1 protein-coding gene is annotated in these 435 nt (G+C 39.8%); it reads right to left on the reverse strand.

From position 1 onward, the window contains the following. Window positions 1–435, reverse strand: a 435-nt coding sequence (locus ARB69_RS28530; protein WP_242857662.1) for a reverse transcriptase domain-containing protein, incomplete at both ends; no start/stop codon positions are given.

Genomic DNA, 435 nt, shown 5'->3' on the forward strand with positions numbered 1-435 from the left:
GTATACCACCAGAAAACTCTTCCCTGTTCCACGCTTTTCATAATATGCTTTATACCACAGCACCAACACATGGTGCATGTAGATGTTTGCCAATATCGGACTGATGATATTTCCCTGAACTGAACCAACCTCGTTCGTCTGATACTTCCCGCTTTCTAATACTCCTGCCTTCAGATATTTCTTTATCAGCCAAAGTATGTTGGGGTCTTTGATATAGTACCCAACGAATTTCATTGTCCATTCATGGCTCATGTGGTCAAAGAAACCCTTTATATCTGCATCCACTACATAATTAATCCGTTTGCGGACAATACTGATACACATCTCTTTAATTGCCATATGGCAGTTCTTGTTTGGACGGAAACCGTACATGTTGTCCTGGAACTTTGGTTCATATACTGCTTCCAGTATCTTCTTTAATCCTAATTGTACAAT

This window comes from Faecalicatena contorta (assembly GCF_001404335.1).
GTDB classification, from domain to species: domain Bacteria; phylum Bacillota; class Clostridia; order Lachnospirales; family Lachnospiraceae; genus Faecalicatena; species Faecalicatena contortus_B.